26 protein-coding genes are annotated in these 26,610 nt (G+C 59.5%); 17 read left to right on the forward strand and 9 right to left on the reverse strand.

Features of this window, described 5'->3' with window-relative positions; genetic code table 11:
• Positions 1 to 132 precede the first annotated feature (132 nt).
• The gene (carB, locus tag ACIK7D_RS10115) at positions 133 to 3,621 is read left to right on the forward strand and encodes a carbamoyl-phosphate synthase large subunit (RefSeq protein WP_003522842.1); all 3,489 of its coding nucleotides are present in this window, start codon (positions 133 to 135) and stop codon (positions 3,619 to 3,621) included.
• Positions 3,622 to 3,921: 300 nt separating this feature from the next.
• Positions 3,922 to 4,110 (forward strand): hypothetical protein, encoded by a 189-nt coding sequence (locus ACIK7D_RS10120; RefSeq protein WP_400156215.1) that lies wholly within the window; start codon positions 3,922 to 3,924, stop codon positions 4,108 to 4,110.
• 80 nt (positions 4,111 to 4,190) lie between these two features.
• Here the strand turns inward: ACIK7D_RS10120 and ACIK7D_RS10125 are convergent, their stop codons facing one another.
• The 3 genes from ACIK7D_RS10125 to ACIK7D_RS10135 form a co-directional block, all read right to left on the reverse strand.
• Positions 4,191 to 5,330: a GGDEF domain-containing protein gene (locus tag ACIK7D_RS10125; protein WP_400156216.1), complete on the reverse strand. Its 1,140-nt coding sequence runs from the start codon at positions 5,328 to 5,330 to the stop codon at positions 4,191 to 4,193.
• Between the two features lie 151 nt (positions 5,331 to 5,481).
• Complete coding sequence (locus ACIK7D_RS10130) at positions 5,482 to 6,930, reverse strand: UdgX family uracil-DNA binding protein (RefSeq protein ID WP_400156217.1); 1,449 nt, start codon at positions 6,928 to 6,930, stop codon at positions 5,482 to 5,484.
• Positions 6,930 to 8,162: a putative DNA modification/repair radical SAM protein gene (locus ACIK7D_RS10135; RefSeq protein WP_400156388.1), complete on the reverse strand. Its 1,233-nt coding sequence runs from the start codon at positions 8,160 to 8,162 to the stop codon at positions 6,930 to 6,932. The genes ACIK7D_RS10130 and ACIK7D_RS10135 overlap by 1 nt, the downstream gene beginning before the upstream one ends.
• A gap of 221 nt (positions 8,163 to 8,383) precedes the next feature.
• Between ACIK7D_RS10135 and greA the strand changes: the two genes are divergently transcribed.
• Both greA and ACIK7D_RS10145 read left to right on the forward strand, forming a co-directional pair.
• The gene (gene greA / locus ACIK7D_RS10140) at positions 8,384 to 8,860 is read left to right on the forward strand and encodes a transcription elongation factor GreA (RefSeq protein ID WP_003522847.1); all 477 of its coding nucleotides are present in this window, start codon (positions 8,384 to 8,386) and stop codon (positions 8,858 to 8,860) included.
• 90 nt (positions 8,861 to 8,950) lie between these two features.
• Positions 8,951 to 10,006: a glycosyltransferase family 4 protein gene (locus ACIK7D_RS10145; RefSeq protein ID WP_400156218.1), complete on the forward strand. Its 1,056-nt coding sequence runs from the start codon at positions 8,951 to 8,953 to the stop codon at positions 10,004 to 10,006.
• A gap of 25 nt (positions 10,007 to 10,031) precedes the next feature.
• Here ACIK7D_RS10145 and ACIK7D_RS10150 read toward each other — a convergent pair whose 3' ends face one another.
• Positions 10,032 to 10,499: an Lrp/AsnC family transcriptional regulator gene (locus tag ACIK7D_RS10150; protein ID WP_020811379.1), complete on the reverse strand. Its 468-nt coding sequence runs from the start codon at positions 10,497 to 10,499 to the stop codon at positions 10,032 to 10,034.
• Between the two features lie 266 nt (positions 10,500 to 10,765).
• On the opposite strand from ACIK7D_RS10150, the gene trxB reads away from it, so the two are divergent.
• From trxB to ACIK7D_RS10170, 4 genes are all read left to right on the forward strand, one after another.
• Positions 10,766 to 11,740: a thioredoxin-disulfide reductase gene (trxB, locus tag ACIK7D_RS10155; RefSeq protein WP_020811380.1), complete on the forward strand. Its 975-nt coding sequence runs from the start codon at positions 10,766 to 10,768 to the stop codon at positions 11,738 to 11,740.
• Between the two features lie 24 nt (positions 11,741 to 11,764).
• Positions 11,765 to 12,661 carry a LysR family transcriptional regulator VtlR gene (locus tag ACIK7D_RS10160; RefSeq protein ID WP_020011327.1) on the forward strand — a complete coding sequence of 299 codons (897 nt, stop codon included), beginning with the start codon at positions 11,765 to 11,767 and terminating at the stop codon, positions 12,659 to 12,661.
• Positions 12,662 to 13,260: 599 nt separating this feature from the next.
• Entirely contained in the window at positions 13,261 to 13,551 is a 291-nt protein-coding gene (locus ACIK7D_RS10165) for a helix-turn-helix transcriptional regulator (protein WP_003522852.1), read from the forward strand.
• Positions 13,552 to 13,678: 127 nt separating this feature from the next.
• A complete protein-coding gene (locus ACIK7D_RS10170; RefSeq protein WP_003522853.1) occupies positions 13,679 to 14,791 on the forward strand; it encodes an alkene reductase in 1,113 nt (370 codons plus the stop codon).
• Between the two features lie 53 nt (positions 14,792 to 14,844).
• Here ACIK7D_RS10170 and ACIK7D_RS10175 read toward each other — a convergent pair whose 3' ends face one another.
• Both ACIK7D_RS10175 and ACIK7D_RS10180 read right to left on the reverse strand, forming a co-directional pair.
• A complete protein-coding gene (locus ACIK7D_RS10175) occupies positions 14,845 to 15,234 on the reverse strand; it encodes a DUF6220 domain-containing protein (protein WP_400156219.1) in 390 nt (129 codons plus the stop codon).
• Positions 15,234 to 16,271, reverse strand: a complete 1,038-nt coding sequence (locus tag ACIK7D_RS10180) for an NAD-dependent epimerase/dehydratase family protein (RefSeq protein ID WP_400156220.1) — start codon at positions 16,269 to 16,271, stop codon at positions 15,234 to 15,236. Before ACIK7D_RS10180 ends, ACIK7D_RS10175 begins: the two co-directional genes overlap by 1 nt.
• An 89-nt stretch (positions 16,272 to 16,360) precedes the next feature.
• Between ACIK7D_RS10180 and ACIK7D_RS10185 the strand changes: the two genes are divergently transcribed.
• Positions 16,361 to 17,305, forward strand: coding sequence for a LysR family transcriptional regulator (locus tag ACIK7D_RS10185; RefSeq protein WP_003522856.1), 945 nt, complete (start codon positions 16,361 to 16,363; stop codon positions 17,303 to 17,305).
• A gap of 58 nt (positions 17,306 to 17,363) precedes the next feature.
• Here ACIK7D_RS10185 and ACIK7D_RS10190 read toward each other — a convergent pair whose 3' ends face one another.
• Positions 17,364 to 17,630, reverse strand: coding sequence for a DUF2188 domain-containing protein (locus tag ACIK7D_RS10190; protein WP_003522857.1), 267 nt, complete (start codon positions 17,628 to 17,630; stop codon positions 17,364 to 17,366).
• Between the two features lie 194 nt (positions 17,631 to 17,824).
• Here ACIK7D_RS10190 and ACIK7D_RS10195 point away from each other — a divergent pair, with 194 nt between their 5' ends.
• Positions 17,825 to 18,931 (forward strand): calcium:proton antiporter, encoded by a 1,107-nt coding sequence (locus tag ACIK7D_RS10195; protein ID WP_065655735.1) that lies wholly within the window; start codon positions 17,825 to 17,827, stop codon positions 18,929 to 18,931.
• A 58-nt stretch (positions 18,932 to 18,989) separates the two neighbouring features.
• Here ACIK7D_RS10195 and ACIK7D_RS10200 read toward each other — a convergent pair whose 3' ends face one another.
• Positions 18,990 to 20,192 carry a pyridoxal phosphate-dependent aminotransferase gene (locus tag ACIK7D_RS10200; protein WP_127757816.1) on the reverse strand — a complete coding sequence of 401 codons (1,203 nt, stop codon included), beginning with the start codon at positions 20,190 to 20,192 and terminating at the stop codon, positions 18,990 to 18,992.
• Positions 20,193 to 20,403: 211 nt separating this feature from the next.
• On the opposite strand from ACIK7D_RS10200, the gene ACIK7D_RS10205 reads away from it, so the two are divergent.
• The 4 genes from ACIK7D_RS10205 (at position 20,404) to ACIK7D_RS10220 (ending at position 23,501) form a co-directional block, all read left to right on the forward strand.
• On the forward strand, positions 20,404 to 21,330 hold the full coding sequence (locus ACIK7D_RS10205; RefSeq protein ID WP_059757465.1) for an EAL domain-containing protein: 927 nt from the start codon (positions 20,404 to 20,406) through the stop codon (positions 21,328 to 21,330).
• Positions 21,331 to 21,476: 146 nt separating this feature from the next.
• Positions 21,477 to 21,788, forward strand: a complete 312-nt coding sequence (locus tag ACIK7D_RS10210; RefSeq protein ID WP_080816331.1) for a hypothetical protein — start codon at positions 21,477 to 21,479, stop codon at positions 21,786 to 21,788.
• 150 nt (positions 21,789 to 21,938) lie between these two features.
• Positions 21,939 to 22,841 carry a DMT family transporter gene (locus tag ACIK7D_RS10215; RefSeq protein ID WP_400156221.1) on the forward strand — a complete coding sequence of 301 codons (903 nt, stop codon included), beginning with the start codon at positions 21,939 to 21,941 and terminating at the stop codon, positions 22,839 to 22,841.
• 444 nt (positions 22,842 to 23,285) lie between these two features.
• Entirely contained in the window at positions 23,286 to 23,501 is a 216-nt protein-coding gene (locus ACIK7D_RS10220; RefSeq protein WP_003494703.1) for a cold-shock protein, read from the forward strand.
• 145 nt (positions 23,502 to 23,646) lie between these two features.
• Here the strand turns inward: ACIK7D_RS10220 and ACIK7D_RS10225 are convergent, their stop codons facing one another.
• A complete protein-coding gene (locus ACIK7D_RS10225) occupies positions 23,647 to 24,291 on the reverse strand; it encodes an MBL fold metallo-hydrolase (protein WP_400156222.1) in 645 nt (214 codons plus the stop codon).
• A 230-nt stretch (positions 24,292 to 24,521) separates the two neighbouring features.
• Here ACIK7D_RS10225 and ACIK7D_RS10230 point away from each other — a divergent pair, with 230 nt between their 5' ends.
• The 3 genes from ACIK7D_RS10230 (at position 24,522) to ACIK7D_RS10240 (ending at position 26,583) form a co-directional block, all read left to right on the forward strand.
• A complete protein-coding gene (locus tag ACIK7D_RS10230; protein ID WP_080816328.1) occupies positions 24,522 to 25,121 on the forward strand; it encodes a DUF1236 domain-containing protein in 600 nt (199 codons plus the stop codon).
• Positions 25,122 to 25,363: 242 nt separating this feature from the next.
• Positions 25,364 to 25,867: a MarR family winged helix-turn-helix transcriptional regulator gene (locus tag ACIK7D_RS10235; RefSeq protein ID WP_127757814.1), complete on the forward strand. Its 504-nt coding sequence runs from the start codon at positions 25,364 to 25,366 to the stop codon at positions 25,865 to 25,867.
• Between the two features lie 2 nt (positions 25,868 to 25,869).
• Positions 25,870 to 26,583 carry a response regulator gene (locus tag ACIK7D_RS10240; protein WP_003522866.1) on the forward strand — a complete coding sequence of 238 codons (714 nt, stop codon included), beginning with the start codon at positions 25,870 to 25,872 and terminating at the stop codon, positions 26,581 to 26,583.
• The last annotated feature ends 27 nt before the right edge of the window (positions 26,584 to 26,610 follow it).

A 26,610-nucleotide genomic window follows, 5' to 3' on the forward strand; every position in this document is an offset into this window, starting at 1 on the left:
TGGGGTTCCGTTCTCAAAAACATTTGCCTATAAGCCGCTTCTAGCCTGAAAACATTTGAATTGCGCCCCCCGGCCGGTGATCATCCACCCTGGCCGGTGTTTTGCGCAACCGAAAAGCGGAACGAGAGAGCCATGCCGAAGCGCCAAGATATCAAGTCCATCCTCATCATCGGCGCGGGACCGATCGTTATCGGTCAGGCATGTGAATTCGACTATTCCGGCACCCAGGCCTGCAAGGCGCTGAAGGAAGAGGGTTACCGGGTCATCCTGGTCAACTCCAACCCGGCCACGATCATGACCGATCCGGGCCTTGCCGACGCCACTTACGTCGAGCCGATCACCCCGGAAGTCGTGGCCAAGATCATCGCCAAGGAGCGCCCGGATGCGCTTCTGCCGACCATGGGCGGCCAGACCGCGCTCAACACCGCGCTCTCTCTCAAGCGCATGGGCGTTCTCGACCGTTACAATGTCGAAATGATCGGCGCGAAACCCGAAGCCATCGACATGGCCGAAGACCGCGCCCTCTTCCGCGAAGCCATGGCTCGCATCGGCCTTGAAACCCCGCGCTCGATGCTCGCCAACGCCACCGAAATCAAGGATGCCGACCGCAAGAAGCACGAGGCAGCGCGCACCGAGCTGAAGGGCAAGCTTTCCGGCCCCGATCTCGACAAGGCGCTGGACGATCTCGAAAACCAGTGGAACCTCGGCGAAACCGACCGCAAGCAGCGCTACATGGCCCATGCCATGGCCATTGCCGCTCAGGCCATCGACCATGTCGGCCTGCCCGCCATCATCCGCCCGTCCTTCACGCTCGGCGGCACCGGTGGCGGCATTGCCTATAACCGCTCGGAATTCTTCGACATCGTCTCGGGCGGTCTCGACGCCTCGCCGACGACGGAAGTTCTGGTTGAAGAATCGGTTCTCGGCTGGAAGGAATATGAGATGGAAGTCGTCCGCGACAAGGCGGACAATTGCATCATCATCTGCTCCATCGAAAACATCGATCCGATGGGTGTCCACACCGGCGACTCGATCACTGTTGCGCCGGCGCTGACGCTGACCGACAAGGAATACCAGATCATGCGCAACGCCTCGATTGCGGTGCTGCGCGAGATCGGCGTGGAAACCGGCGGCTCGAACGTGCAGTTCGCCGTCAACCCGAAGGACGGCCGCCTCGTCGTCATCGAAATGAACCCGCGCGTTTCGCGCTCCTCCGCGCTGGCATCGAAGGCGACCGGCTTCCCGATCGCCAAGATCGCCGCCAAGCTCGCCATCGGCTACACGCTGGATGAGCTTGAGAACGACATTACCGGCGGCGCGACACCTGCTTCCTTCGAACCTTCCATCGACTACGTCGTCACCAAGATCCCGCGTTTCGCCTTCGAGAAATTCCCCGGCGCTTCCCCGATCCTCACCACCGCCATGAAGTCGGTCGGCGAAGTCATGGCCATCGGCCGCACCTTCGCGGAATCGCTGCAGAAGGCGCTGCGCGGCATGGAAACCGGCCTCACCGGTCTCGATGAAATCGAAATCCCCGGCTATGAGGAAGGCGAAGGTTCCAAGAACGCCATCCGCGCCGCCATCGGCACGCCGACGCCGGACCGCCTGCGCATGGTCGCCCAGGCGCTGCGCATGGGCATGAGCGAAGAGGAAGTCCACGAAAACTCGAAGATCGATCCGTGGTTCATCGCCCAGTTCAAGGCCATCGTAGACATGGAAGCCCGCATCCGCGAGCATGGCCTGCCGCAGGACGCCGAAAACCTGCGCATGCTGAAGGCAATGGGCTTCTCCGACGCCCGCCTCGCCAGCCTGACGTCCAAGCGCCCGAAAGAAGTGGCCGAACTGCGCAACAGCCTCAATGTTCGTCCGGTCTTCAAGCGCATCGACACCTGCGCTGCCGAATTCGCGTCGCCCACCGCTTACATGTATTCGACCTATGAAATTCCCTTCGTTGGCGCAGCCCGCTCGGAAGCTCAGGTTTCCGACCGCAAGAAGGTCGTCATCCTCGGCGGTGGCCCGAACCGTATCGGCCAGGGCATTGAGTTCGATTATTGCTGCTGCCACGCCGCCTTCGCGCTGAAGGATGCCGGCTTCGAAGCCATCATGATCAACTGCAACCCGGAAACGGTTTCCACCGACTACGACACCTCCGACCGCCTCTATTTCGAGCCGCTGACGGCCGAAGACGTGATCGAGATCATGCGCGCCGAACAGGAAAAGGGCGAGCTGGTCGGCGTCATCGTGCAGTTCGGCGGCCAGACCCCGCTGAAGCTCGCCGAAGCGCTGGAAAAGAACGGCATCCCGATCCTCGGCACCGCGCCTGACATGATCGACCTTGCCGAAGACCGCGACCGCTTCCAGAAGCTGCTGATGAAGCTCGATCTCGCCCAGCCGAACAACGGCATCGCCTATTCGGTAGAGCAGGCCCGCCTCGTCGCTTCGGAAATCGGCTTCCCGCTGGTCGTTCGCCCGTCCTACGTTCTGGGTGGCCGCGCCATGCAGATCATCCATTCGGAAGGCCAGCTCCAGACCTATCTGCTCGACACGGTTCCGGGCCTCGTACCCGAGGACATCAAGCAGCGTTACCCGAACGACAAAACCGGCCAGATCAACACCCTGCTCGGCAAGAACCCGCTGCTGTTCGACAGCTACCTGACCAACGCCGTGGAAGTGGACGTCGATGCTCTGTGCGACGGCGAAAGCGTCTTCGTCTCGGGCATCATGGAGCACATCGAAGAAGCCGGCATCCATTCGGGCGACTCGGCCTGCTCGCTGCCGGTCCGTTCGCTGTCGAAGGAAATCGTTGACGAGCTGGAACGCCAGACGACCGCGCTTGCCAAGGCGCTCAATGTCGGCGGCCTGATGAACGTGCAATATGCCATCAAGGACGGCACGATCTACGTTCTCGAGGTCAACCCGCGCGCCTCGCGCACCGTGCCTTTCGTCGCCAAGACCATCGGCGCGCCGATCGCCAAGATCGCCGCCCGCGTCATGGCCGGCGAGAAGCTCGATCCGGCGATTGCCGCTTACGGCGAAAAGCCCGATCCGCGCAACCTGAAGCACATTGCCGTCAAGGAAGCCGTCTTCCCCTTCGCCCGCTTCCCCGGCGTCGACATCCTGCTCGGACCGGAAATGCGCTCGACCGGCGAAGTCATCGGCCTCGATACCGATTTCGCGTTGGCCTTCGCCAAGAGCCAGCTCGGCGCAGGCGTCGACCTGCCCCGCTCCGGTGCAGTCTTCGTCTCGGTGCGTGACGAGGACAAGGAAGGCGTTCTGCCTGCCATCCGCATTCTCGTGGAAAGCGGCTTCAAGGTTCTGGCCACCGGCGGCACCCAGCGTTTCCTCGCCGAAAAGGGTATCAACGCCGAAAAGATCAACAAGGTGCAGGAAGGCCGTCCGCACATCGAAGACGCCATCCGCAACCGTCAGGTCCAGCTCGTCATCAACACCACCGACAGCAACAAGGCGATTTCTGACTCGAAGTCGCTGCGCCGCGCGACGCTGATGCAGAAGGTGCCTTACTATACGACGATGGCCGGCGCGGAAGCGGCAGCGCTTGCCATCAAGGCGCTGAAGGCCGGCAATCTGGAAGTGAAGCCGCTGCAGAGCTACTTCCAGTAAGCTGCGGGAACCCCAGGTTCCAACGCTGAATGAAAACAAAACGCCGCGGGTCACCATATCCGCGGCGTTTTGCATCGCGTAATCCTGCTGCAATTCATTGCCGGTATCAAAACATCAGGTTCGAACGAGGCCCATGATGTCCCTATTCCGCAATGACGGATCGCCCGCAGCCATTCGCCGCGCAGTTGCCAAAGCTCCGGCCAAATGCTCCATGAAGATGCTGAATCGCCCCGCCATCGGGTCCCGGCGATGGGAACACCTGGCCCCGATAAGCCAAAGCACCGCCTTGAAGGACTGACCATGGCTGGACGTCCACCGGGACCGGAGCGTGTGGCTTTTCCGCTGCGGATCGAACCCGCAATATTGAACATGATCCGGCACACCGCGAGCGGTGAGTTGCGCAGCGTCAATGCCCAGATCGAGGTTCTTCTGAAAGAGGCCCTGTCCCATCGTGCCACGGCGGATGAAGCAGACAAGCCGCCCTTTTAAGACCGAAGGGCAACAACGACGCTACACGACAAAAAGACGCGGTGCGGCCCTGCGGAAAGATCGACGGCCCGCAGCCCCGCCTATGCCGCCTGCGCCTCCCGAACGCAATTGCGCCCTTCCATCTTCGCGCGGTAAAGTGCGCGATCCGCCATTTCCGCGAGCGTCTGGAGATCGCAGCGCATCTCGCCAGTGGCGGCAACGCCGATGCTGATGGTGACGCCGACGCGCAGACCGCCGCAATCGACCTCGGTTACCGCAATCGCATCGCGAATGCGTTCGCCGATCATGCAGGCCTTGCGAACGCCGGCGCCCGGCAGGTAGATGATGAATTCCTCTCCGCCGTAACGCGCCAGCACATCCCCGCCGCGGATGCTGCCGCCGATGCGCTTCGCCACTTCCTGCAGCACGCTATCGCCGACGGCGTGGCCGAAACGGTCGTTGATCGACTTGAAGTGATCGATATCCAGCAACATGGCCGCATCGGCGGGATCGGGCGTCGCAGGCATGGTCTGGAAGAAGAAACGCCGGTTCTTGACGCCCGTCAGCGGGTCGGTATTCGCAAGAACCAGCAGTTTGCGTTCGGACCGCTCGGCTACGAGCATCATCACGAACAGGGCAATGGCGAAGTTCAGCATGATGATGAAGAAGAATGCATTGACCAGATTGAGGGTGGCATAATCGGGGAAAAGCACGCTTTTCACCACAGATAGCGAAATGAGACCGGAGATGCCGGTGATCGCACCCAGCGCCAGACGCGAGAGCAGCGGCTCCCTGCGCCATCTGGCGAAAAGCCCCAATGCCCCGGCGAGATAGGCGAGCGACGCGCAGCCATTGAAGAGCGCCGCGCGATACGCATTATTGTCCGCCACCTGCTGCGCGACCACCATCGCCAGCACGGAGATGAGGCAGACAAGGGATACGGTCCGTCGGTCGACGGAACGCCCATCGCTCAACGCCTTCAAGCCGAGCCAGATCAGCGCGTACCCCACAATACCGAAAACGACACTGCCGAGCCGCCATAAGGCGGGCGACAATATTCCCCATTCGCCGTAACCGGCAAGCGTGGCGCCAATCGCCATCGAGGCGAAACCCGCCGCAAGGGGGATGGGACCGCGCAAGCCGCGATTGGTCATTTTCAGATAGATAAAACTCAAAAGCCCAACGATGTAAGAACACTTTTGCATCAGTATGACTGTCGCAAGGTCGAGTTCACCCAACATGATTTGTCCATACGGTAAATAAATTCGGAGAAATCAATTATAATAGAAAGTATAAAATTTCAATAAAAATAACAGATAAATAATTATCAAATGATACTACTGCAAGTTTTGGCCAGAGACCTGAATAAATCCCCAGCGAGCAATTAAAAATTCATTCGAACATTCTAATAAAACTAATATCTTTCTTGAACCGCATCATTTCCGCCTCTTTCGCCTGCCCATCGGCAAGGCGCAGGAGATAAGACGGGTGCACGGTGACAAAAAGCGTTCGGCCATCCGCCATCGGCAGAGGACGGCTCCGAATCTCCGAGAGTTTTTCCTTGCCGCCGGTCAGCGCATAAAGCGCCGTTGCGCCCATGGCAACGATCAGTTTCGGCCGAATAAGCGCGATTTCCTGATTGAGCCACCAGCGGCATTGCTCCATTTCGCCCGCATTCGGCCGCTGATGGATGCGTCGTTTGCCGCGCGTTTCGTATTTGAAGTGTTTGACGGCATTGGTGACATAAAGCTTTTTGCGCTCGATACCGACATCGGCAAGAGTTCGGTCGAAAAGCTGGCCGGCCGGGCCGACAAAAGGCTTTCCAGCGAGATCTTCATGATCGCCCGGCTGCTCGCCAACGATCATGATTTCCGCATCCTCCGGCCCCGAACCGAAAACCGTTTGCGTGGCGCTGCAATGCAGGGGGCAGCGGGTGCAATGGCCAGCCTCCCGCGCCAGCGATGCGAGCGTGCCATCCGGCACGGGTTGCGGCATCTCCCGTGCGGCGGCCGCAGCCTGCAGGCGATGGTGAAAAGGCTGCGGCTGGCTTGCCGCCCTGGCGGCCATCTCCAGCACCCGCGCCTCCGCACCGAGGATGAGGTCGGGAATGAGATCGGCTTCCGGCAGGTTCTTCCAGTATTTCTTCGGCATCTCCGCCGTCATGGCTTTGATCTTGAGGCGCGCCGGATTGAATATATTGGCATAATAGGTCCGCCAGAGTTCATCCGTCTCGTCCGTCAGATCAGGCTTCGCGGCCGCCTCCCGCGAGGTTTGCAACTCGCTCCCATCCCATCGGGCGGACCCTTTTGGCGTGGCGATCAGCCAGTCCATATCGGTAAACCGTCGCTGGAAAAACGCTGCCGTTCGCTCAACGATGAAATGATCCGGCTCGAACCAGGCCACGAACCGCCGTCGCCCGCCCTGCCCCTGCGGCAAGGGCAACTCCTTGAAACGGACGAAAGCCGTCATCTTGTGACAATCCCGGCGCACCGATTTTTCAAGCAACCGGGCCTCTGCAACATCCGGATCGGACTTGAACTGCAACAGGGCGCGATCCCGCTTCAGCCGCCACAACAACCGGTAAAGCAGTGCAAACCGGCCGGGATCGCCGTGGCAGATGACGGCCTGCGCCAGGGCCACGAACGAGGCCGGAACGGAAACCTGCCCATTGCCGGCATCGACCGTCGGCAAGGGCTCACCGGCGAAATCCAGCATCCCTGCCCCGTCATCCCGCAACCGCCAGTCAATCGTCTCCGGCCGAATATCGGCGGCAAGGGCCGCACGCGCGGCATCGCGCCACTCGACGAAATCGCCCCGCCCTTCCAGAACCGGGCCATACATCACAACAACGATAATTGTTCAGGCTGCGGTGCAAACATCGCCCGCAAATCCGGCCGCTCGGTCAGCTTGCCCGGCGTCCAGCCCTCGGCAACGATGAAAGCCTTCACCTTTTTCAGGGAAACACCGAAACGCGCGACATCCTCCAGCCGCCGCCGCCGGAACCGCCGCGACGACAGGATGGAAGCGACCGTCTTGGTGCCGAAACCGGGCACACGCAGCAGCATTTCCCGATCCGCCGCATTGACGTCCACCGGGAAACGTTCGCGATGTTTCAGCGCCCAGGCGAGTTTCGGGTCGATATCGAGATCGAGCATGCCGTCGCCGCCGATCGCCGTTATCTCGCTAATATCGAAGCCATAAAAGCGATACAGCCAGTCCGCCTGATAAAGCCGGTGTTCCCGCATCAGCGGCGGCTTGATGAGCGGCAGGTTTTTCGACGAATCGGGAATGGGGCTGAAGGCCGAATAATAGACGCGCCGCAAGCCGTAGCTGCCATAAAGCCGGGCGCTGGTGGAGAGAATGGTACTATCGTCAGCGCCATCCGCCCCCACGATCATCTGCGTGCTCTGCCCGGCCGGCGCAAAGCGCCTGGTCTTGCGTGTCCGGACGGTCGGCTCCCCGGCCTCCTCGATCTTCAGGCGAATATCGGCCATGGAGCGGCGAATATTGACGGGCTGCTTTTCCGGCGCGAAACGGCCAATGCCGCTATCGGTCGGCAATTCGATATTGATCGAGAGACGATCCGCATAGAGCCCTGCCTCCTCGATGAGCCTGGGCGATGCTTCGGGAATGGATTTCAGGTGAATATACCCACGAAAACCATGGGTAACGCGCAACTCCCGCGCCACGCGCACCATCTCCTCCATCGTATGATCGGAGGAGCGGATGATGCCGGAGGACAAAAACAGCCCCTCGATATAGTTGCGCCGATAAAACTCCAGCGTCAGCCAAACCACCTCTTCCGGCGTGAACCGCGCCCGCTCGACATTGCTGGAGGAACGGTTGATGCAATAGGCGCAATCATAGATGCAGAAATTGGTGAGCAGGATTTTCAAAAGCGAAATGCAGCGCCCATCCGGCGCATAGGCATGGCAGATGCCCGACCCTTCCGTGGAGCCCAGACCGCCCGATGCTGCGGAGTTGCGTTTTGTCGTGCCGCTGGATGCGCAGGAGGCGTCGTATTTCGCCGCGTCGGAGAGAATGGCCAGCCGTTGCCTGATCGACTTCTTCATGGGTATGTTCACTATATGTTCCATGGACGAATGTCAATGACATAGGCTAAGTCATTGATTAAGCCTTAAAATATGCACGCCTCAAATTTGCTGGCATTTCGCTGTCGTCTTCTGATATAGTCGGCTCAGTTATGATTTTGGCATGGTTCCGGAGTTCCCCTCCGGAACCTGTTTCTTTTTGTGTCTGCAAGTAAAGCGACCGGAATGCGAAGGATAAAAAAATGGTAGAAAAAGTACCGATGACTCAGGGTGGATTCGTCAAGCTGCAGGAGGAGCTGCGCTGGCGCCAGCAGGAGGAACGCCCCCGTATCATCGAGGCGATAGCGGAAGCGCGCGCCCATGGCGACCTTTCGGAAAACGCCGAGTACCATGCTGCCAAGGAAGCACAGAGCCACAATGAAGGCCGCATCACCGAACTCGAAGACCTGACCGCACGCGCGGAAGTCATCGACCTTTCCAAGATGTCGGGCTCGAAGATCAAGTTCGGCGCCACCGTGAAGCTGGTGGACGAGGATAGCGACGAGGAAAAGACCTATCAGATTGTCGGCGACCAGGAAGCCGATGTGAAGGCCGGCCGCATCTCCATCTCCTCGCCCATCGCCCGCGCGCTGATCGGCAAGGAAGTCGGTGACAGCATCGAAGTCAACGCTCCGGGCGGCGCCAAGGGCTACGAGATTCTCGCGGTTCAGTGGGGCTGATGCCCTCACATGCAATGCGCCCCATGCGGGTGCATTGCTTTTCTTGACGTCTTCAATCCCCCGAATTAGCCGCAAAGACGGAAGCCCATCTTGTCCCACGCCAGTCTGAAAGATGTGCAGGTGCTCGCGCCGAACTTCAAACGCAGGCTTTCCGGCGTCACCTCCACCATCGTTCAACTTATTCCGGTGCAGAACCGGCTGGGACAGAAGGTGGCCGTCATTGGACCGGGTTTACCGCCGCATCTGCCGCATGTGCGTTTCCGCGATCTGTGGCGGCTCTGGCAAGACGGCCCGCAGGGCGGCCCGCGCATCTGGCATGCCCGGCGCAACCTCGAAATGTTGCCGGGTCTTTTCATGCGTGACGTGCTGCGCATGAAGGTGAAGCTGCTGTTCACCTCGGCCGCACAGAGGCGGCATTCCGCCTATACACGGTTTCTGATTTCGAAGATGGACGCCGTGGTCGCGACCAGCACCCGTTCCGGCTCGTTTCTGGAAGTACCCCATCGCGTCGTCATGCATGGCGTCGATACCGACCTGTTCCATCCGGCAACCGGCCCGGAAGATACAATCGCGGCAACCGGCCTGCCGGGACAATATCTCATCGGCTGCTTTGGACGGGTGCGCCACCAGAAGGGCACCGATCTCTTCGTGCGCGCCATGATCGAGCTTTTGCCCGCCCATCCGCAATGGACAGCCATTGTTTCCGGCCGCGTAACGGCGGAACACAAGGCTTTTGCCGAAGCACTCGAGGCCGATGTCAAGGCCGCCGGCCTTTCGGATCGCATCGTATTTCAGGGTGAGGTGGACGACATCAAGCCGTGGTACCGGCGGCTGACGCTCTATGTCGCCCCGTCCCGCAATGAAGGTTTCGGCTTGACGCCGCTCGAGGCCATGGCATCGGAAACGGCCGTCGTCACGAGCACCGCCGGCGCCTATGAGGAAATGATCGTCAGGGGCGAGACCGGCGCAGTCGTCGAGGCGGGTGACTATGCATCGCTCAGGGATGCGATAAGGACCTATCTTGCCGACCCGACTCTTGCCGAGAGCCATGCAAAGGCCGGCCTTTCGCATGTACGCAGCACATTTCCGCTTGAAAAAGAGGCCACGAGTCTCGGCGAAGTCTATGAGGCTTTGCGGCGCGGGTAACGCGTCTTAAGGCAAAGCCAGCCGCTCAGATTTCCACGAGACCGACGCGCTTGACCTGCCGGATGGTGAGCATGGTGCGCACCGTATCGACGTTTTCGTCCGCCGTCAGAACCTCGATGACGAAATCCTGAAACTCGGTCAGGTTTTTCGCCACGCAATGCAGCAGGAAATCGCTCTCGCCCGATACCATCCAGGCTTGGCGCACCAGCGACCAGCCGGCGGTTGCCGCCGCAAAAGCCTTCAGGTTGCTATCCGACTGGCGCTTGAGACCGACCATGCAGAAGGCGACGAGATCGAAACCGAGCTTCGGCGCGTTCAACATGGCGTGATAACCCTCGATCACGCCCGCTTCTTCGAGCTTGCGGACACGCCGGAGGCAGGGCGGCGCGGAAATACCGACCCTTTCGGCCAGTTCCACATTGGTCATGCGCCCGTCGCGCTGCAATTCGCGCAGGATTTTCAGATCGATGGCATCGAGTTCGACGCTGGTCACGGAGGAGTACCTCGTTAAGCTGTAGAACTTCCTTGTACTATTCGGCGCGGGATTCGCAACATTATGCCACCGCCCGGTCACAAAATTGCGCGCGCATCCACAACTGCCTTGTTGGTAACGCAAGGCTGCCCTTGAATAAAGACACTAGACAACCTTAAATACCGGGCAACGAAGGGGTTGCGGCCTGTCCGCCGTCATGCGGCTCCAGTGCCCGGTGGTGAAAGGCGCTGCCAGGGAAAGGCCCCGTTATTGAAAGGAACGCTTCTATGTCTGCCCGCCACACGAAGGTATTGATCATCGGCTCCGGTCCCGCCGGTTATACCGCGGCGATCTACGCGGCCCGCGCAATGCTGAAACCCGTGCTGATCGCCGGCATGGAACAGGGCGGCCAGCTGATGATCACCACCGATGTCGAGAACTATCCGGGCTTTGCCGATCCGATCCAGGGTCCGTGGCTGATGGACCAGATGCTGAAACAGGCGACGCATGTGGGCGCGGAAATCGTCAGCGACCTCGTCACCGAAGTTGAAACCAATGTACGGCCTTTCGTGGTCAAGACCGATTCCGGCCAGGTCTGGACGGCCGATACGCTGATCATCGCCACCGGCGCCAAGGCCAAGTGGCTCGGCATCGAGAGCGAGCAGCATTTCCAGGGCTTCGGTGTTTCCGCGTGCGCCACCTGCGACGGTTTCTTTTATCGCAACAAGGATGTGATCGTGGTCGGCGGCGGCAACTCCGCCGTGGAAGAGGCGCTGTACCTCGCCCATATCGCCAAGTCGGTCACCGTCGTGCACCGCCGCGACAGTTTCCGCTCGGAGAAAATCCTGCAGGAACGGCTGTTCGCCAAGGAAAACGTCAAGATTCTCTGGAACACGGAAATCGCCGAAATTACCGGTGCGCCCGCAAAGCCGCCAATGCCGCCTTCCGTTTCCGGCGTGAAGCTGCGTGATACCAAGACCGGCGCGATCAGCGAATTCCCCATCGACGGCGTCTTTGTCGCCATCGGCCATGCGCCGGCGGTCGAGCTGTTCAAGGGCAAGGTGAAGCTGAAAGACAACGGCTACATGTGGACCGCCCCCGATTCCACGGCGACCGACGTGGAAGGCATTTTCGCGGCCGGCGACGTCACCGACGACATCTATCGTCAGGCAATCACCGCCGCCGGCATGGGCTGCATGGCCGCGCTGGAAGCGGAACGTTATCTCACCGCGCATCAACCGCTTGCTGTCGCAGCGGAATAACCGAAAGGCAGGGTAGGCATGGCAATGCCATTGGACTGGGATAAACTGCGCATTTTTCATGCGGCTGCCGAAGCGGGGTCTTTCACCCACGCTGCCGACAAGCTGCATTTGTCCCAGTCGGCCATCAGCCGTCAGGTCAGCGCGCTTGAGCAGGATGTCGGCGTCAAGCTGTTCCATCGCCACGCCCGCGGTCTCATCCTCACCGAACAGGGCGAGTTGCTGTACCGCACCGCCCATGACGTGCTCTTGAAGCTCGAAACTGTCAAGATGCAGCTCACCGAAACGACGGAGAAGCCGAGCGGCAAGCTGCGCGTGACGACGACCGTCGGTCTCGGCCAGGGCTGGCTGACGGACAAGGTGCAGGAATTCCTGCAGCTCTATCCGGAAATGTCGATCCAGCTCATCCTCGACAATGAGGAGCTGGATGTGAACATGCGTCACGCCGACTGCGCCATCCGCCTGCGCCAGCCGCAGCAGTCGGACCTCATTCAGCGCAAGCTGTTCACCGTGCACATGCACGTCTACGCCGCGCCGTCCTATATCAACCGCCATGGAGAACCGCAGTCGATCGAAGATCTCGACAACCACCGCATCATCTCCTTCGGCGAACCGGCGCCCAACTATCTGCTCGACGTCAACTGGCTGGAAAATGCCGGACGTTCTTCCGACAATACGCGCACGCCGCATCTGCAGATCAACAGCCAGACCTCGATCAAGCGCGCCTGCCTGCTGGGAATCGGTATTGCCTGCTTGCCGGATTATATCGTCGGCCGCGATCCGGGCCTTATCCAGCTTTCGCTCGCGGCAGATATTCCGTCATTCGATACCTATTTCTGCTATCCGGACGAAATGAAAAACGCTGCAAAGCTGAAGGCTTTCCGCGACTTCATCGTCGCCAAGGCGCGTAACTGGAACTTCTGACGTTAAAATAATCGACGTCAAAGGATAATCTTTCAAATTCAAAGCCTTACAAAGGCAGAAGCAAGAGGGGCGCACAGGCGCTCCTCTTCAGCTTTGCACATAAAATATACCGGAAATATCGAGGGCTGCGTGGTGCGCATGCCTGACCTGCACAAAAAAGAGTTGTTTCGTGCACAAAAAAGCACCATATCGCTCTCAGCTGATGCACACGGTGGCTTTTCCTCCCAGTTCCACCGCATCAGCTGTTCCCCTCTGGAGGTTTTTGACCTTCACACTTAAAGGGCCCTGGATCCATCCGGCGGCCCTCTTTTTTTACCCGCAAGAATTTTCTCCAATTTGGCGAAATATCGCATGATGCAACCTTGTTTTGCATTATTCCCACACCCATATTTTAGTCAGCTGTCACGCTCGCCCAAGGCACGCGACAGCTGTTCCCCTCTGGAGGTTTTGACCTTCAAACTCATCAGGCCGCGGAGATATCCAGCGGCCTTCTTTTTTGAAAATGCCTGCCCGCCCCCTCGATCCTCACAGAGACGTGACTTGTATATCGATGATGATCGATATAAATATCGGACATGCCAGATATTGAAGAAACACCGATGAACCCGGAGGAAATCCTCAAAGCCCTTTCGCACCCCGCAAGGCTGAAATTCCTGGAATGGCTGAAGTCTCCGGAAAGTCACTTCTGCCAGGAGCATCCCCTCAGCATGGGTGTATGCGCCAACCAGTTTCAGATCAGCGGCCTGTCGCAATCCACCGTCTCGTCGCATCTGGCGGTGCTGCAGGCAGCCGGCCTGATAAGGTCGAAAAAGGTCGGGCAATGGGTGTTTTTCGAACGCAACGAGGAAACCATCGACGCCTTCCGCAATTATCTGCAAGCCAATCTCTGAGCCTCCCAAGCTTTGAGCCTTGGGGTGTCGGACCGGAAACCGCAAGGCGGTTTTCATTCCGGCACCCAGACAGAAAGACAGCGCGTCCCCCGCGCAATTTCGCCAACCGACCAGAAAGTGAAGTCGCATGACCAGTCTTTTCGAACCGGCACAGGCCGGCGATATCGCACTCGCCAACCGTATCGTCATGGCTCCCCTCACCCGCAACCGTTCGCCGGGCGCCATTCCCAACAATCTCAACGCCACCTATTACGAGCAGCGCGCCACGGCCGGGCTGATCGTCACCGAAGGCACACCGATTTCCCAGCAGGGTCAGGGCTATGCGGATGTTCCCGGCCTCTACAAGCGGGAAGCAATCGCGGGCTGGAAACAGGTTACCGATGGCGTGCATTCCGCCGGTGGCAAGATCGTCGCGCAGATTTGGCATGTGGGCCGCATTTCCCACACCTCGCTGCAGCCGCATGGCGGCCAGCCGGTCGCGCCCTCCGCCATTCCGGCCAAGTCGAAGACCTATATCATCAATGATGACGGCACCGGCGCCTTTGCCGAAACCTCCGAGCCCCGTGCGCTCACCATCGACGATATCGGCCTCATCCTCGAGGATTATCGCAGCGGCGCCCGCGCAGCACTGGAGGCCGGTTTCGACGGCGTCGAAATCCATGCCGCCAATGGCTACCTGATCGAGCAGTTCCTGAAATCCAGCACCAACCAGCGTACGGATGATTATGGCGGCTCTATCGAAAACCGCGCCCGCTTCCTGCTCGAAGTTGTGGATGCGGTGGCGGAAGAGATCGGCGCGGGCCGTACCGGCATTCGCCTCTCGCCCGTCACGCCCGCCAACGACATTTTCGAAGCCGATCCGCAGCCGCTTTATAATTACGTGGCGGAACAGCTCGGCAAGCGCAATCTCGCCTTCATCCATGTCGTTGAAGGCGCAACAGGCGGCCCGCGCGATTTCAAGCAGGGCGACAAGCCTTTCGATTATGCCGCCTTCAAGGCTGCTTATCGCAATGCCGGCGGCAAGGGCCTGTGGATCGCCAATAATGGCTACGACCGTGAGAGCGCCATCGAGGCCGTTGAAAGCGGCAAAGTTGATGCCGTGGCCTTCGGCAAGGCCTTCATCGCCAATCCGGATCTGGTGCGCCGCCTGAAAAACGATGCGCCGCTCAACGAGCCGAACCAGCCGACCTTCTATGGCGGCGGAGCCGAAGGTTACACCGACTATCCGGCGCTCGCCTGATAAAGGATAAAGCAAAGACGCCGCACTGCCCGAAAGCGATGCGGCGTTTTCTTTCAGCGCAGGCTTCGCGCCTGCCGCGCGGCAAAATCGGAAAACGCGCCCATGACGAAGGCGTTGGGCACGTGCAGCGCCTGCAGGAAGCCATTGCCCGTTTCCCGACCGATGCTCATCAGGGCCACCTGGAGACAGTAAAGACCAAGCAGGACCAGCGTGCGGGCAAGGTTTGGCCGCAGATCGTCATATAGAGAAGCGAGAACCGCCAGCGACAGGATCGGAACGGCGATCAGAAAGCCGAGCCCCTTGTGCAGCGAAAGCAGCGATCCATCGTAATAGATCGACAGCCCGGCCAGCAGCACCTGCGCGAAGATCAGCACCGGCACGCTTGCCGAAATCACGGCAAACACGCGACGCCGGGCCGACACCCCATTCGCAACCGCGGCCATCACACCCTGCCCCCGGCATCGGCCGGATGCGGAAGGCTCGACGGCTGCGTCCTCTGTTCAAGGCAGCCGAGGCTCGCCAGCGTCGTCGCTACCGCGATGTCGATCTGTGTTCTGGGTTCGGTCCCAAGGAAATCCGTCAGCCTGCGATTGCTCATCCGGATCGGCATCTGCCAGAGATATTGCATTTCCAGCACTTCGCGGAACAGGGGAACGAAGGGAGCGGCCAATTTGATGCCCGACCAGGATAGCTGCCGCCTCTTGACCGGATGCCCGACAACCCGCTCGATGGCCTCAACCAGTTGCAGCCCGTCGAAATCCCAGAAACCTTCCATATGATAGACGGCGAAAGCCGGAAGCTCGCCTGCGCGGTCCAGCAGCCGGCCAATGGTCTCGGCGACATCCGGCAGATAGGCCCATTGATGCCCGGCATAGGGTGCGGCGGGATTCTGGACACTCCGGACCGGCTTTCCGGGCTTCACCAGCATCTGCGAAAACCAGTTGTTTCTGGCATCCGGCCCAAAGAAATCCCCGGCGCGGACGATCAGCACCGGCACGCCACGCATCGACGCCATTTTCAGCCGCCGCTCCATCTCCACACGCAATGCGCCCTTGCGGGTAAAGGGCTTTTGCGGGCTGTCTTCCGTCAGGAGCGGAAAGGCGTCCGGGCCGAAATTATAGACGCTACCCGGAAAGACGATCCTCGCCCCGCAGGCCTCGGCGGCGGCGATGGTATTGTCGAGCATCGGCAGCACCTGGCTTTCCCAGTTGCGATATCCGGGAGGATTGACCGCATGGACGATGAGGCTCACGCCTGTTGCCGCATCCATCACATCCTGCCGGTTCATGGCGTCCCCGGCCACCCGTTCGACGCCGTCCGTGGCGCCCGTTGACGTCCGCTGGCGCGTCATCGCCCTCACCCGCCATCCCCGTTGCTGCAGCATTCTGGAGACCTGACTGCCGACACCGCCATTCACCCCCAAAATCAGGGCCAGAGGCCGTTCATTCCGCGCTATATTTGCGTTGTTTTCATATATCATCGCCGTACTCCTTGTTGTGGGCTGGAGTATCGTCCCGTTCCGCGGTATACGAAATTATCGAAATGAGTGGAGCAGCTATACAAAATCTTATGACTAGAAACCGTGACATCAGCTGGGATTTCTATCGTACCTTCCTCAGCGTGCTGAGCGACGGTTCGCTGTCCGCCGCCGCCCGCGAGCTTGGCATCACCCAGCCGACGGCGGGACGTCACATCGGCGCGCTGGAAGAGGCCGTCGGCTTTCCGCTGTTCATCCGCTCGCCGCACGGGCTGATGCCGACGGAAGCAGCGCTTGCACTCCGCCCCTATGCGGAAAATCTCGCGGCAACGACCGCCGCCCTCATGCGCGCGGCCTCCGGCGAAGTCGGCAAGATCGAAGGCACGGTGCGCATCAGCGCAAGTGATATCATCGGCGTGGAAATGCTGCCGCCGATCATCACGGCCATGCAGGAGGTTCACCCGCGGCTTGAAATCGAGCTTTCACTCTCCGATACGCTGGAAGACCTTTTAAGGCGCGAGGCGGATATCGCCATTCGCATGACCGAACCGCAGCAGGATGCGATCGTCATGCGTTATATCGGCAATTTTCGTCTGGGATTTCATGCGACGCGCGACTATCTGGCAAGAGCCGGCACCCCGAAGAGCATGGAAGATCTGAACCATCACCGGATGGTCGGTTTCGACCGCAAGACGCCTTTCATTCGGGCGGCCATCCAGCGGATGCGCTCGCTCGATCCGGACATACCCGATATTGAGGAAATTTCCTTTGAAATCCGCGCCGACAGCAATCTCGCCCAGCTTGCCATGATCCGCGCCAGCGCAGGCATCGGCGTCTGTCAGATCGGCCTGGCGCGCAAGGACCCGCGGCTCGTTCAGGTTCTTCCGAAAATCGACATCCCGCTCCACACATGGGTCGCGATGCATGAAAATCTCAAGACCTCGCCGCGATGTCGTGCCGTGTTCAGCGCCCTCGTCGAAGGCCTCAAGGGTCATCTTAAAGAAACCGATCCGGGCGCTCCGCCGAAACGGCGCTAATGCCGAACAACTCCCGGCAAAGTGATCCCGGCTTTGCTGGGAATCCACGGATCGCGCATCAAAACGGTCTGGCCTGCTGCGTCGTCTTGTCGACCACCTCAGCTTCCGGCCGGTCGCCGCCCTGGCTGTATTCTTCATGCCAGTGGCCGCTCTCATCCTGATAGCTGATTTCCTCGTCATCGCCCCCCACCTGCTGTTCGGCGGCGACGATGCGCGCAGCCTCGACGGCATCCGCATAAGAAGGGAATGTTTCGGAATAAGCGCCATTCATGCGGTAGGCGAAGCCTCCGTCATGTTCGACGATTTCATATACCACTTTGGTCATGCATGGTCCTCCTGTCTCGGTAGGCGACATGGCAACCACAACCGCGTTTCAAGCATTGCACCCGATGGGACACCGCGGCATGAGCAGCATGTCCTGCAACACCACTATCCTACCAAAAGCATTCAAGCGCAAATCCTGCTTGATCTGGGGGACGATACGTCACAGCCTGAGCCGATCAGGGGGAAGGGAAATCGATGGCGGGTTCTATTCTGAAACAGGAGCGCATGCTGCTGCTGGCGATACCGGCGGCAATCGTCGCCTATCTGGCCGAACATGCAATATTCGAAGCCGGAAAAACAGCGGCGCTTATCGCCGCAGTCGCGCTGATCGGGCTCATCGTCCTCGTCTCGATGCGGGTTGCCCATCACGCCGAAATCCTTGCCACCAAGGTCGGCGACCCTTACGGCACCATGATCCTGACGCTGTCGGCCGTCGCGGTGGAAGTGCTGATCCTCGCCATCATCATGAGCGAATCCAGTTCGCCCACTCTAGTGCGGGATACGATCTATTCCGCCGTGATGATCGACATCAACGGCATTCTCGGTCTCGCCGCCCTGCTCGGCGGTCTTCGCCACGGCGAGCAGCCCTATAATGACGATTCCGGCAAGACCTATGGCGTAATGATCCTCACCGCCATGGGTATTTCGATGATCGTGCCGGAATTCATCCCCAATGAAAGCTGGCATGTCTACTCCGCCTTCACCATTGTCGCGATGATCGCGCTTTACGCACTGTTCCTCAAAATGCAGGTCGGCCCGCACAGCTATTTCTTCAGCTATGCCTATCCACGCAAGGCGCATCCGGCCGGCCAGGCATCGGACGGCCATGCGGAAGAGGAGGACGAAGGCAGCGTACCGCTCTCCATCGGCCTCATCATCGCCGGCGTGGTGCTGATCGGTGTGCTGGCGGAATTCATGTCGGCCTTCTTAAGCGAAAGCCTCGAGGGCACCAGTGCGCCGCCGGCGCTGATGGCGGTGGTGGTGGCGACGATCTCGGCATCGCCGGAAATCCTCACCGCGCTCCGGTCCGCCTTGCGCAATCGCATGCAGGCCGTGGTCAATATCGCCATGGGCGCATCCCTGTCGACGGTCATCCTCACCGTGCCCGTCATGGAGGGTATCGCGCTCTATACCGGCCAGCCTTTCATCATGGCGATGACGCCGGTTCAGACCGTCATGGTCTTCATCACCCTCATCGCCGCCGCCATCAATCTCAATGACGGCGAAACCAACGCGATTGAAGGAATGACGCATTTCATTCTCTTCGCCACCTTCATCATGCTGCTGTTTCTGGGGCTATGACCAAAACGAAAAAAGCCCGGCATCGCTGCCGGGCTTCCTTCTAGACTGTATCGGTCGATCAGCGGCAATCGGCGCAGAAGCGCTGGATGCGCTTGCAGGCCTCTTCCAGCAGCGCTTCCGACGTGGCGTAGGAAATGCGGAAGTTCGGGCCGAGGCCGAAAGCCGATCCCTGCACGACGGCGACGCCTTCGGCTTCCAGAAGCTCGGAAACGAAATCCGTATCCGTCTCGATGACCTTGCCCGACGGCGCGGTCTTGCCGATCAGGCCGGCGCAGGACGGATAGACGTAGAATGCGCCTTCCGGAGCCGGGCAGCTGATGCCCTTGGCCTGGTTGAGCATGGAGACGACGAGGTCACGGCGGCCTTCGAAGATTTTCTTGTTCGCCGGAATGAAATCCTGCGTGCCGTTCAAGGCTTCGACAGCGGCCCATTGCGCAATCGAGCTTGCGCCCGAGGTCTGCTGGCCCTGGATCATGTCCATGGCCTTGATCAGCTGCAGCGGGCCGGCAGCGTAACCGATACGCCAGCCGGTCATGGCATAGGCCTTGGAGACGCCGTTCATCGTCAGCGTGCGGTCATAGAGCGAAGGCTCGACTTCGACCGGCGTGACGAATTTGAAATCGCCATAGGTCAGGTGCTCATACATGTCGTCCGTGAGCACCCAGACATGCGGATGCTTGACCAGCACATCGGTCAGCGCCTTCAGCTCGTCATGCGAATAGGCGGCGCCCGACGGGTTGGACGGCGAGTTGAACACGAACCACTTGGTCTTCGGCGTAATCGCCTTTTCCAGCGCTTCCGGCTTCAGCTTGAAATTGTCTTCCAGCGTGGCGTCGACGAAAACCGGCGTACCGCCGCAGATCGCCACCATTTCCGGATAGCTCACCCAGTAGGGCGCCGGAATGACGACTTCATCGCCGGGGTTCAGCGTCGCCATGAAGGCGTTGAAAAGGATCTGCTTGCCGCCCGTGCCGACAATCGTCTGCTCCGGCTTGTAATCCAGGCCGTTTTCGCGCTTGAACTTGTCGGCAATCGCCTTGCGCAGTTCCGGAATACCCGAAACCGGCGTGTATTTCGTTTCGCCACGCTTGATGGCGTCGATGGCCGCTTCCTTGATATTTTCGGGCGTATCGAAATCCGGCTCGCCGGCGCCAAGGCTGATCACATCGCGGCCCTTCGCTTTCAGCTCACGGGCTTTCTGGGTAACGGCGATGGTGGCGGATGGCTTTACGCGGGAGAGAATGTCGGCAAGGAAGGCCATTTTTAATCGGTCCTATTGGGGTTGACATCGGCAGAGGTTGGAAAACTTGTCATCTGCGGCATTTTCTATGTCGAAAGACAGGCCTTCTTTCAAGGTCAAAAGCCGGCTTATGTGCTGCATCGCAGAATTTAAGCCTTCCTTAACCCGGAAGTAACGCTTGATACGCTACATTCGCGAGCCTAGAGGTCGTGTCTCTATAGCTGGTTGAAAAATGGCGCTCAAAAGCATCTTTTCCAGTCTTGTCCGCGAGGTCGATGGCACATGGTCCACGGCCTATAGTACCTTCAACCTGAAATCGGCCCTGCAGCCCATTTTCCGCCGCACGGCGAGCGGTATTCTCGACATCGATTCCTTCGAGGGTCTGGTGCGTCCCCATCGCAATGGCGAGCCGGTAACGCCGGGCGAATTCTTCTCGCTGGTCGCGCCTGAAGACATCGAGAATATCGACAGCATCCTGCGCACGATCCACATTCTCAACACCGGCAGGCTCAACCGGTCCCGCGCCCGCATCTTCGTCAACTTCCATCCGGGCCTGTTCCAGACCCCGGCCAAGATGCGCCAGGAAGTGGAGCGCATGCGTCTTGCCGCCCACGAGGCCGGCATGACGGCGGATCGCATCGTCTGCGAAATCTCCGAGAAAAAAGCCTCCGACACGCAGATGGTCGCCGACTTCGCCTACCACATGCACGATATCGGCTTTCGCGTGGCGCTCGATGACTATGGCGCCGGCGATTCCGACATCGACCGGGTGAAGCTCATCAAGCCGGACTATGTGAAATTCGAAGCCGGCTGGGTGCGCGATTTCATGCAGAATTCGGCAGGAGCCGCCCTTCTGCGCGTCATCGTCAGCCAGTTTCGCGCCGATGGCATAGAGCCGGTCTTCGAAGGACTTGAAGCCGCGTGGCAGGTCGATCTGTGCGAGGAACTCGGCGTCCTGTTGATGCAGGGCTACGTGCTGGCAAAGCCCGAACTTGCACCGACCAGTTTCGACACACGTTTCCCGGAACTCGGCAGTGAATATTTCGCCCCGTCAAGGGCGGAAAGAGGCCCTGCGCCACCGGCATTTTTCCGGGAAGAACGCCCCGCCGATCCGCACCCGCTGCGCCAGACCCGAACCTTCGGAAAACGCGGCCTCTGACGCCAGACCCGGCCAAACGGCTCTCCTAACCGGCTTTGCCACAATATGGCCGCAATAAATGCCGCGGAACGCCAGAATTCGGTCTCCAAGCCGTCCATTTCGAAGCCTCTTTTATCCTTTAAGAACAGGGGCAAGAGGCGACAGCCATGTTTACCAACGATCGGACTTCCGTTGAAAGGTTAAGGGCGCAGAGAACGCTGTTTTCCCTCTGGATGGCCGTTGCGGCTTTTCTTGTCATCGTCACCATGGCCGCCGGCATCGCAACCTCGGCCAATGCGGCTGCCCAGGCGGTCGATACGCTGCATACATCCGCCATTCCGCAGGTGGCGGCGACGACCAAAGCGGGTCCCCACATCCTGCTCATCGTCCTTTCGGCCGCAGCCTTCATCGGTCTCGGCATTGGCGGCCTGATGCTCACCCGGCGCAGCCTGAAGGACGAGGCCCGCCGCTACAAATAAGCGGCCCTCCCCTCGACTTGCGGCACCGGCGGGTTGCTGCTAAAGCACCCGGAAACAGTCATCCGCATCGCGGATCGATATTTCAAAAATCCCCTGTTTGCCACGGCCGCGACTGAATTATCTTCCGGCCCTGCTATGCTGGTGCCAACAATGACGCGTATTCAGGCCAATATGCTGCTTCTGCTCGCCGCAGCAATCTGGGGAGGCGGCTTCGTCGCGCAATCCTCCGCCATGGCCTCCATCGGCCCGTTCTGGTTCGTCGGCCTGCGTTTCGCCATCGCCGCCATCGCCGTGCTGCCCTTCGCGCTCATGGAAACACGGTCGCTGAAATCGCCGCCGCGCCGGCGCGAAATCGGCAGTTTCATCCTCGTGGGTCTTGCCCTGTTCGGCGGCGCCACCACCCAGCAGGTCGGGCTCCTGACCACGACCGTCACCAATTCCAGCTTTCTGACCGGGCTTTACGTCATCTTCGTGCCTGTCATCGCCGTCGTGCTTTACCGCCGTCATCCCCACTGGATCGTCTGGCCATGCGCGCTGATGATGCTGGGCGGCATCTTCCTGCTCTCCGGCGGCGCATTCGAGGCACTGACCACGGGCGATATTCTCAGCATCATCTGCGCCTTCTTCTGGGCGATCCAGATCACGCTGGCCGGGCGCTTCGTCTCCGAAAGCGGAAAGCCGCTGGCGCTTTCCTGCACCCAGTTCGCCGTTTGCTCCCTTCTTAGTTGCATGATCGGCGTTGTGTTCGAACCGATCAGCATGGCCTCCATCGAGGCGTCGCTGGCGGAAATCCTTTACGTCGGCCTCGTCTCCTCCGGCCTCGCCTTCGTACTGCAGGTCATCGGCCAGCGTTACACCACCGCCCCGCAGGCCGCGATATTCCTGTCCTCGGAAGCGCTTTTCGGCGCTTTGCTGGCTTCGGTGTTCCTGAAGGAAACCATTTCGGGCGCCGGCTATATCGGCTGCCTGATCATATTCGTCGCGATCCTGATCGTGGAACTGGTGCCGGAACTGACGCGCAAACGGCAAAAATCCATGGCTGGAGCGGCCTGACGCAAAAAGAACTTATTTTTCTCTTTCCGCCATAAATCCAGATAGGGCATTCAAATTTTGCCGTGAAATCCTGCGGCAAACGGCAATTATTTCATCAATTGTCGCTTCTGCGGAAAAAATATGCGATTGCGCGATGTTATTCTACCGCAGGTTTTTTATCTGACAAAAAGCCCGTGAAAACTTTTGCTTGCCAATTTTCGATAAACGCATCACTCTACCGCGGTTCGGGCAATTTGCGAGCATGGGAAGGCCTATAAATTTGCGCACTGGGGACGCTATAAACCTCGGGCGGTGGGACGAAAAACGTTGGATGAGAACGCCATTACTTCCCGCTGCGAAGGTCCATTTTCTCAATAGTCAAAAACTGCCTGCCAACGCCCACGCGGGGCAAAACTGTAATGCTGCCTGTAGCTGAACGCGGGCAGAGCGAAAAGGACCTGATGCATGGCCGAAACTGGCACCGTAAAATTCTTCAATACAGACAAAGGCTTCGGCTTCATCAAGCCAGACAATGGTGGCGCTGATATCTTTGTTCACATCTCTGCCGTACAGGCTTCTGGCCTGTCCGGACTTTCAGAAAATCAGAAAGTGAGCTTCGACACGGAACCGGATCGTCGCGGCAAGGGGCCGAAGGCAGTCAATCTGCAGATTGCTGGCTGACCCTAAAACGGCTTTCTTTTCTAGTTGAAGCCCGGCAGGAATGCCGGGTTTTTTTGTGCGGTCCAGCAGGACTTAGAGCATTTCCAGGAAACGTGGAATCCGGTTTTCCGTCTGGAAATGCGGAAAAACTCTAATGGGCTGGCACTCAGAGCCCTTTGAGATAGGGGTTGGTGAGCCGTTCCTCGCCCAGCCGTCCACCCGGACCATGGCCGCAGATGAAACCGACATCGTCACCCAGCGGCAGGAGTTTGTCGCGAATGGACGCCATCAATTGCTCGTGGTTTCCGCCCGGCAGGTCCGTGCGCCCCACAGATCCCGAAAACAGCACGTCGCCGACATGGGCGAAGTTCTGATCGCGGTTGTAATATATGACGTGGCCGGGCGCATGACCCGGGCAATGATAGACCTCGAAGACGTGGTCTCCAAATGAGACCTTGTCGCCTTCCTTCAACCATGTATCAGGCAACACATTCTTCAGACCGCTGATGCCGTATTTCTCCGCCTGCACCTCGATCCTCTCCAGCAGAGGCCGGTCGTCCTCATGCGGCCCGATGACCGGCAAGGAAAGTTTCGCGCGCAGTTCATCAGCACCGCCGGCATGATCGAGATGCCCGTGCGTCAGCCAGATTTCCTTCAGCGTGATGCCGTTTTCAGAAACGACCTGGAGAATGACGTCCACATCCCCACCGGGATCGACGACGACGCCCTCCTTGGTGTCCTGATCGAACAGGATGGTGCAATTCTGCTCGAATGGCGTGACCGGAATAATGCCCGCCTGCAATTTTCCCATATCCTGTATCTCCTGTCTGAAAGCTCCGCCTCCTATAGCCCGCGACCGGTTGCGGCACAATGGCGGCGGAAAAGACGCCGGCTTTCAGTGACTGTACCATTCTAAAAATCATCGTGGAAACAGTGCGATAGCAATGGATCTTCGGTTCTTGACGGGAATTGCCGGCAAAAAATGTGGAACGCCCCGATGGTTGCGACGTTCTAGCTCCAGTCTTGAAAGGAGTGAGACACATGGACAAGACGCTTAAAATGCTCATGGCTGGCGGCGCCTTCGCCTTGATGGCCGGTTTCGCGAACGCCGCCATGGTCGCCACCACCGCATCGGATATTTCCGTTCGCTCGGGCCCCGGTGAAGACTATCCCGAAGTGGGTCTGGCCACCCGCGGCAGCAATGCGGTTCTGGATGGCTGCATGGAAGGCAGCAGCTGGTGCCGCATCGAAGTCAACGGCCTGCGCGGCTGGGCCCATGCCGATTATCTGAATGTCATGTATGAGGGCTCACCGGTCATTCTCGAACAGCGCCGCTCCGAACTCAGCGTGCCTGTGGTGACCTATGAAACGACCTCGAGCGTACAGGCCGAACCCAATGCCGGCGATCCGAATCTCGGCCGCGTCGGCGAGGTCGATCCGCCGCAATCGGTGATGACCTATATTGACGAACATCCCGCAGACACCGTTACTTATGACGGCGATATAGCCGTGGGTAGCGTGCTGCCCTCGGATACACGTCTCGTCGAAATTCCGGACTATCAATATCGTTACGTCCGGGTGAACGATGTGCCGGTTCTGGTCGAACCTTCGACGCGACGGATCGTCTACGTCTATCAGTAAACGCACGACCGGACATCAAGAGACGGATGAAGAGCGCGGAGTTTCCGCGCTCTTTTCTATTTCCGGTAAAGGCCACTCAGGATTCCAGTTGCACCCGCACCCGCGCCATATTATCCACCGCAACAGAAAATGATCGCGGCATTCTCCCGAGCGGACGCATTTTCGGCTATGTTTACAGAATATTGGCGCATCGACGCCTGTCAGCCTATGATCAGACAGCCGCAGAATATGAAGGAACCGCAGTGCCACCGCAATCGCTCAAAACCGCAGCCGCCAGGCAGACACCGGCACTCCCGAAGGTTGACGACGGCAAGATCGACTTCGACACGATCGAGGCGCTGTTTTTCGCCTATCGCGATTTTGTGTCCGATCCCGATGTCATTCTGTCGAAACTGGAATATGGGCGGGCGCATCACCGGGTGGTCTATTTCGTCAGCCGGCAGCCGGGCATGACGGTGGCGGATCTGCTCGATACGCTGCAGATCACCAAGCAGAGCCTTGCCCGTGTGCTGAAGCAATTGATCGACGACGGTTACATCCGCCAGATGGCGGGCCCGGAAGACCGCCGCCAGCGCAGGCTTTACCCAACGCTGACGGGTCGCGAACTGGCGCTGGCGCTGAGCGAGCCGCAATCGCGCCGGATCGACCGCGCGCTGGAAGGCCTGGGGCCGGACGCCCGCGCCTGCGTGCGCAAGTTCCTGGCGCAGATGCGCAGCCCGACGACGACCACCGTGGAGGACGAGTGACGATGGCGACAGCACCGACAAAACGTCCACCGGCGGATGACGATGCGGCCCATCTCCTGATCGTCGACGACGATGCCCGCATTCGCGATCTCCTGCAGCGCTTTCTGGGCGACAAGGGCTATCGTATCTCCGTGGCTGCCGATGCGGCCGAAGCCCGGCGCAAAATGGTGGGCATCCGTTTCGATCTGCTGATCCTCGACGTGATGATGCCGGGCGAAAACGGGCTTTCGCTGACCCGCTCGCTGAACGAGGACAAATCCGTGCCGGTCATCCTTCTGACCGCCCGCTCGGAAGCGGATTCGCGCATCGCCGGGCTGGAAGCCGGTGCGGACGATTATCTCGCCAAACCCTTCGACCCGCGCGAGCTCGTCCTTCGCATCAACAATATCCTGCGGCGCAATACCTCGCCCGATACGCCCAAGATCGAACAGATCATGTTCGGCCCCTACAGCTTCTCCATTCCCAAAAAGGAATTGCGGCGCGGCCCCGAAACGATCCGCCTGACGGATCGCGAACAGGAGATCATGCTGCTTTTTGCGCTGCGCGCCGGCGATACCATTCCCCGCCACGAGCTGGTGGAAGCGGAATCGGAAGTGGGCGAAAGAACCATCGACGTGCAGATCAACCGTCTTCGCCGCAAGATCGAGGACGACCCTGCCAATCCTGTTTATCTGCAAACGGTGCGCGGCATCGGTTACCGCCTGAGCGTGGACTGACGAGCACCCAACGAAGGGCGAACGCAC

The sequence above is a fragment of the Agrobacterium sp. P15N1-A genome (assembly GCF_044626815.1).
GTDB lineage: Bacteria > Pseudomonadota > Alphaproteobacteria > Rhizobiales > Rhizobiaceae > Agrobacterium > Agrobacterium leguminum.

Excerpts from the sequence above, each read along its gene's own strand:
- ACIK7D_RS10185 (WP_003522856.1), top strand. The coding sequence starts at position 16,361 with ATGACTAGAAACCGTGACATCAGCTGGGATTTCTATCGTACCTTCCTC.
- ACIK7D_RS10225 (WP_400156222.1), bottom strand. The coding sequence starts at position 24,291 with ATGGGAAAATTGCAGGCGGGCATTATTCCGGTCACGCCATTCGAGCAG.
- greA (WP_003522847.1), top strand. The coding sequence starts at position 8,384 with ATGGTAGAAAAAGTACCGATGACTCAGGGTGGATTCGTCAAGCTGCAG.
- trxB (WP_020811380.1), top strand. The coding sequence starts at position 10,766 with ATGTCTGCCCGCCACACGAAGGTATTGATCATCGGCTCCGGTCCCGCC.
- ACIK7D_RS10175 (WP_400156219.1), bottom strand. The coding sequence starts at position 15,234 with ATGGCCGCGGTTGCGAATGGGGTGTCGGCCCGGCGTCGCGTGTTTGCC.
- ACIK7D_RS10240 (WP_003522866.1), top strand. The coding sequence starts at position 25,870 with ATGGCGACAGCACCGACAAAACGTCCACCGGCGGATGACGATGCGGCC.
- ACIK7D_RS10205 (WP_059757465.1), top strand. The coding sequence starts at position 20,404 with ATGGCGCTCAAAAGCATCTTTTCCAGTCTTGTCCGCGAGGTCGATGGC.
- ACIK7D_RS10135 (WP_400156388.1), bottom strand. The coding sequence starts at position 8,162 with ATGAAGAAGTCGATCAGGCAACGGCTGGCCATTCTCTCCGACGCGGCG.
- ACIK7D_RS10230 (WP_080816328.1), top strand. The coding sequence starts at position 24,522 with ATGGACAAGACGCTTAAAATGCTCATGGCTGGCGGCGCCTTCGCCTTG.
- ACIK7D_RS10190 (WP_003522857.1), bottom strand. The coding sequence starts at position 17,630 with ATGACCAAAGTGGTATATGAAATCGTCGAACATGACGGAGGCTTCGCC.
- ACIK7D_RS10130 (WP_400156217.1), bottom strand. The coding sequence starts at position 6,930 with ATGTATGGCCCGGTTCTGGAAGGGCGGGGCGATTTCGTCGAGTGGCGC.
- ACIK7D_RS10180 (WP_400156220.1), bottom strand. The coding sequence starts at position 16,271 with ATGATATATGAAAACAACGCAAATATAGCGCGGAATGAACGGCCTCTG.
- ACIK7D_RS10215 (WP_400156221.1), top strand. The coding sequence starts at position 21,939 with ATGACGCGTATTCAGGCCAATATGCTGCTTCTGCTCGCCGCAGCAATC.
- ACIK7D_RS10160 (WP_020011327.1), top strand. The coding sequence starts at position 11,765 with ATGCCATTGGACTGGGATAAACTGCGCATTTTTCATGCGGCTGCCGAA.
- ACIK7D_RS10120 (WP_400156215.1), top strand. The coding sequence starts at position 3,922 with ATGGCTGGACGTCCACCGGGACCGGAGCGTGTGGCTTTTCCGCTGCGG.
- ACIK7D_RS10165 (WP_003522852.1), top strand. The coding sequence starts at position 13,261 with ATGAACCCGGAGGAAATCCTCAAAGCCCTTTCGCACCCCGCAAGGCTG.
- ACIK7D_RS10170 (WP_003522853.1), top strand. The coding sequence starts at position 13,679 with ATGACCAGTCTTTTCGAACCGGCACAGGCCGGCGATATCGCACTCGCC.
- carB (WP_003522842.1), top strand. The coding sequence starts at position 133 with ATGCCGAAGCGCCAAGATATCAAGTCCATCCTCATCATCGGCGCGGGA.
- ACIK7D_RS10210 (WP_080816331.1), top strand. The coding sequence starts at position 21,477 with ATGTTTACCAACGATCGGACTTCCGTTGAAAGGTTAAGGGCGCAGAGA.
- ACIK7D_RS10125 (WP_400156216.1), bottom strand. The coding sequence starts at position 5,330 with ATGTTGGGTGAACTCGACCTTGCGACAGTCATACTGATGCAAAAGTGT.
- ACIK7D_RS10200 (WP_127757816.1), bottom strand. The coding sequence starts at position 20,192 with ATGGCCTTCCTTGCCGACATTCTCTCCCGCGTAAAGCCATCCGCCACC.
- ACIK7D_RS10220 (WP_003494703.1), top strand. The coding sequence starts at position 23,286 with ATGGCCGAAACTGGCACCGTAAAATTCTTCAATACAGACAAAGGCTTC.
- ACIK7D_RS10195 (WP_065655735.1), top strand. The coding sequence starts at position 17,825 with ATGGCGGGTTCTATTCTGAAACAGGAGCGCATGCTGCTGCTGGCGATA.